Genomic DNA, 797 nt, shown 5'->3' with positions numbered 1-797 from the left:
GGTTCTCGAAGGCACGACCGTCAACATCGACGGCGGACTTGATGCCCAGCTCGATTTCGCCGGCGTCTTTGTAGACGTCATCGCCCTGCGCTTCGTGGGTGTAAGGCGCGCTGGTTTCACCGGCCTTGATGGTCACAACCGCGTTGTTGCTCAGGGTTACGACCAAGTCGTGAGCCAGGGCGGTGTTGATATGAACGGTGAAGGTCGGTTTGACGTTTTCAGCCACCGATACCTGGTCAGCCGTGATGGTGACTTTGACCAGATCACCTTCGTTGCCCGGCGTGCCTGGCTCGTCGGTCACAGCAGTGCTGACTGGCGTCTTGTCCAGAACCAGGTTCTCGAACTTGCCGACATCCGCGCCATCCACCGAAGCGATCGATTTGATCACTGGATCGTTGGTACCGACGTAGACGTTGTCTGGAGCAGTCACGGTGGTGAAACCGGTAGTGCTATTGGCCGGCACGGTGATGACGGTGGTGCCGTCGCTCAAGGTGAAGGTCAGCGCCGAGTGTTTATCGATCGGCAAGCCATCTTTGTTGGTCAGGGTGATGGTGTAAGTGATTGCACCACCTTCGGTAACCGAAGGGGTAGCGGTCAGCTTGGCCACCACGTCATCCGTGGTGTCAGTCACTTTGACCGACGCCGCATCGCCCAGTTGCAGGTTTTCGAAGGCACGGCCATCGATGTCTGCTGCCGACTTCACGCCCAGCTCGATTTCGCCGGCGTCTTTGTAGACGTCGTCGCCTTGCGCTTCGTGGGTGTACGGCGCGCTGGTTTCACCCGCTTTGATGGTGACA

At 58.6% G+C, this 797-nt stretch carries 1 protein-coding gene; it reads right to left on the bottom strand.

All coding sequences use genetic code 11. The features are described 5' to 3' along the window. The coding region (locus tag GIB19_RS28120; RefSeq protein WP_274888859.1) for an immunoglobulin-like domain-containing protein at positions 1–797 on the bottom strand (797 nt) is incomplete at both ends.

Source organism: Pseudomonas sp. ITEM 17296, assembly GCF_028895205.1.
In the GTDB taxonomy this organism is placed as follows: domain Bacteria; phylum Pseudomonadota; class Gammaproteobacteria; order Pseudomonadales; family Pseudomonadaceae; genus Aquipseudomonas; species Aquipseudomonas kermanshahensis.
The sequence above is the reverse complement of the archived record's forward strand: the minus strand, read 5'-3'. Positions and strand labels throughout refer to the sequence as shown.